A 3100-nucleotide genomic window follows, 5' to 3' on the forward strand; every position below is an offset into this window, starting at 1 on the left:
ACCTGGCATTGCAAGAGGTAGCACCAATGCCCACTGCAACCATTTTTCGGTCGGCAGTTTACACATGGCCATTATCCAAGCGCTTGGAATACCAAGAATTAAGGACAGCACCATTACGCCAACAGTTAGCGCAACCGTGTTAAAAATATAAGTCGGCATGACCGTTGCCATTAAATGAGCAAACAAATCATCCGTTTCACCAATTGCGGTGTAGAAGATCGCTAAGATCGGCAAAACCAGTAGCAGAGTTATTACCCCACTACTGGTTTTCCATAAAGAGTGTTTATCTTTCATCGCCTAATTACTGCAAGGCTGTATGAAATACAAATGCTGTTGCAAATACATCTCATATCCTTTAATCAAATGGGGGTACTGTTATACCCCCACAAGGAATTAAAGGTCAAATTTCACTTCATCTAATAGCTTAATTGCCGCTTCGTGGTTGGCTGCAATATCGTCTAGAGAAAGCTTGTCTGCTTTAAAGTCACCCCAAGATTCCACAAGCTCAGAACGCTTCACGCCTTCTTTAACTGGGTACTCGTAGTTAACTTCTGCGTACATTTGCTGCGCTTTGTCACCCGTTAGGAATTCCATTAGCTTCACAGCATTGTCTTTGTTTGGAGAGTACTTAGCCATCGCCATACCAGAGATATTCACGTGAGTGCCTGTAGTCTCTTGGTTAGGGAAGTTGATGTAAACTGCATCAGCCCAAGCTTTTTGCTCTTTGTCGTTAACCATTTTACCTAGGTAGTAGCTGTTACCTAGAGAAACATCACATAGGCCTTCTTTGATCGCTTTAACTTGTGCACGATCGTTGCCTTGTGGTTTGCGAGCAAGGTTTGCTTTCACGCCTTCTAACCACTCTTTGGTTTCTGCTTCGCCATTGTGAGCAATCATTGCTGAAACTAGAGAAACGTTGTACGGGTGCTTACCGCTACGAGTACAAATTTTACCTTTGAACTCTGGCTTAGCTAAGTCTGCGTAGTTGAAATCTGCGCCTAGTTTACCTACGCGATCACGTGATGAATAAACGCTACGAGAACGTAGAGTTAGAGCAAACCACTCATTCTCTTTATCTTGGTATTGAGCAGGTACGTTTTCTTCAATGATTTTGCTATCGACTTTCTGAACTAAACCTTTGTTTGTCAGTTCAGCTAGACGGCTGATGTCTGTCGTAAGAATAACGTCAGCAGGGCTGTACTCACCTTCTTGAGCTAGCTTTTCTGCTAAGCCTTTTTTAGCAAATTTTACGTTTACTTTGATACCAGTTTCTTTAGTGAACTCATTGAACATAGGTTCAACTAGGAAAGGTTGACGGTAAGAGTAGACGTTCACTTCTTCAGCAGCCATTGCTGTTGGAGCTAGAGTAGCGCAAGTTAGTGCTGAAAGAGTTAGCAGTTTTTTCATTGTTTAATCCTTTACCATGCTAATGATAACGTTTATCAGTTGCGTTATTATATGTATGTTCAATAAGAAGACAATGACGAATATTAAAAAACCTGCTCATCGGAGCAGGTTTTATTGTGTTAAGTGTGTAACCATTTATTACAAGCTAATGATTATTTCACCGTAACAAACTCTGGGTAAGCACCAACACCACAATCATGCATGTCCATACCTTCCATTTCTTCATCTTCTGTAACGCGAATCCCAACGGTCGCTTTCAAGATTGCCCACACAACTAGGCTAGCACCAAATACCCAAGCAAAGATAACTACGGCACCTAAAAGCTGTGCACCAAACGTTGCATCACCGTTGCTCAGTGGCACTACCATTAGGCCGAAGAAACCACACACACCGTGAACTGAGATAGCACCTACTGGATCGTCAATTTTAAGTTTATCTAGAGCAATGATACTGAATACTACTAGTGCACCCGACACCGCACCAATCGCAACCGCGTACAGTGGTGATGGCGATAGAGGGTCTGCAGTGATGGCAACCAAGCCAGCTAGCGCGCCATTGAGGATCATCGTTAAATCGGCTTTACCCCAAGTAGTTTTACAAACGAATAGCGCCGCAATTGCACCAGCAGCCGCTGCTGCGTTAGTGTTTAGAAAGATCTGACCTACCGCTGTAGCATTCTCAAAATCTGAAACCATCAACTGAGAACCACCGTTAAATCCAAACCAGCCAAACCAAAGGATAAAAGTACCCAACGTTGCCAAAGGCATGTTAGAACCTGGAATCGGATAGATTTCACCATTTTTACCGTACTTACCCTTACGCGCGCCAAGCAGTAACACACCAGCAAGAGCAGCAGAAGCACCTGCCATATGTACGATACCAGACCCCGCAAAGTCACTAAATCCAGCTTCTGCTAGGAAGCCTCCACCCCATGTCCAGTAACCTTCCATTGGATAGATAAACGCAGTTAAAATCGCAGAGAAAATCAAGAAAGACCAAAGCTTCATGCGCTCAGCTACCGCACCAGAAACGACGGACATAGCAGTTGCAACGAAGACAACTTGGAAGAAGAAGTCAGACTCTAAAGAGTGGTCGGCCCCTTCACCTTGAGTACCAATTAGCGTACCAAATGAAGGTAACCAGCCTCCTTCTCCATTATCGACATACATGATGTTATAACCGACAATCAGAAACATCGTGCATGCGATGGCGTACAAACAGATGTTCTTCGTAAGAATTTCTGTTGTGTTTTTAGAGCGCACAAGGCCAGCCTCTAGCATCGCAAAGCCTGCTGCCATCCACATTACCAACGCACCGGAAATGAGGAAGAAAAAGGTGTCAAGTGCGTAACGTAACTCGGTTACTGTTGTTGTTAATTCCATAATAAGTATCTCCAATCCTTTGAATTCTTAAAGTGCTTCTGCGTCCATTTCGCCAGTTCGGATACGCACCGCTTGGTTCAGATCGTAAACAAAAATTTTACCGTCGCCGATTTTTCCGGTTTGCGCAGCTTTTGTAATTGCTTCAACAACGCGATCTACATTGTCTGCGTGAGTCGCGATTTCAATTTTCACCTTTGGTAGAAAATCGACTTGATACTCTGCACCGCGATACAATTCCGTGTGACCTTTTTGACGACCGAACCCTTTAACTTCTGATACTGTCATCCCTTCGATACCGACATCAGCCAATG

Annotated in this window: 3 protein-coding genes and 1 pseudogene; all 4 read right to left on the reverse strand. The window is 43.8% G+C overall.

From position 1 onward, the window contains the following. A pseudogene (locus tag CAG68_RS09195) lies at positions 1 to 294 on the reverse strand (iron ABC transporter permease); the annotation flags it as partial. Between the two features lie 99 nt (positions 295 to 393). After that, positions 394 to 1407, reverse strand: coding sequence for a Fe(3+) ABC transporter substrate-binding protein (locus tag CAG68_RS09200; RefSeq protein ID WP_005386566.1), 1014 nt, complete (start codon positions 1405 to 1407; stop codon positions 394 to 396). 152 nt (positions 1408 to 1559) lie between these two features. After that, positions 1560 to 2789, reverse strand: a complete 1230-nt coding sequence (locus tag CAG68_RS09205; RefSeq protein WP_005386568.1) for an ammonium transporter — start codon at positions 2787 to 2789, stop codon at positions 1560 to 1562. A gap of 27 nt (positions 2790 to 2816) precedes the next feature. Next, positions 2817 to 3098 (reverse strand): P-II family nitrogen regulator, encoded by a 282-nt coding sequence (locus CAG68_RS09210; RefSeq protein WP_237667863.1) that lies wholly within the window; start codon positions 3096 to 3098, stop codon positions 2817 to 2819. Between the last annotated feature and the right edge of the window lie 2 nt (positions 3099 to 3100).

The organism is Vibrio sp. V42_P2S4T144, assembly GCF_009904715.1.
Taxonomy (GTDB): domain Bacteria; phylum Pseudomonadota; class Gammaproteobacteria; order Enterobacterales; family Vibrionaceae; genus Vibrio; species Vibrio alginolyticus.

What these genes read in the sequence shown, in the direction of transcription:
- CAG68_RS09200 (WP_005386566.1), bottom strand. Translation starts at nt 1,407, where the DNA reads ATGAAAAAACTGCTAACTCTTTCAGCACTAACTTGCGCTACTCTAGCT.
- CAG68_RS09205 (WP_005386568.1), bottom strand. Translation starts at nt 2,789, where the DNA reads ATGGAATTAACAACAACAGTAACCGAGTTACGTTACGCACTTGACACC.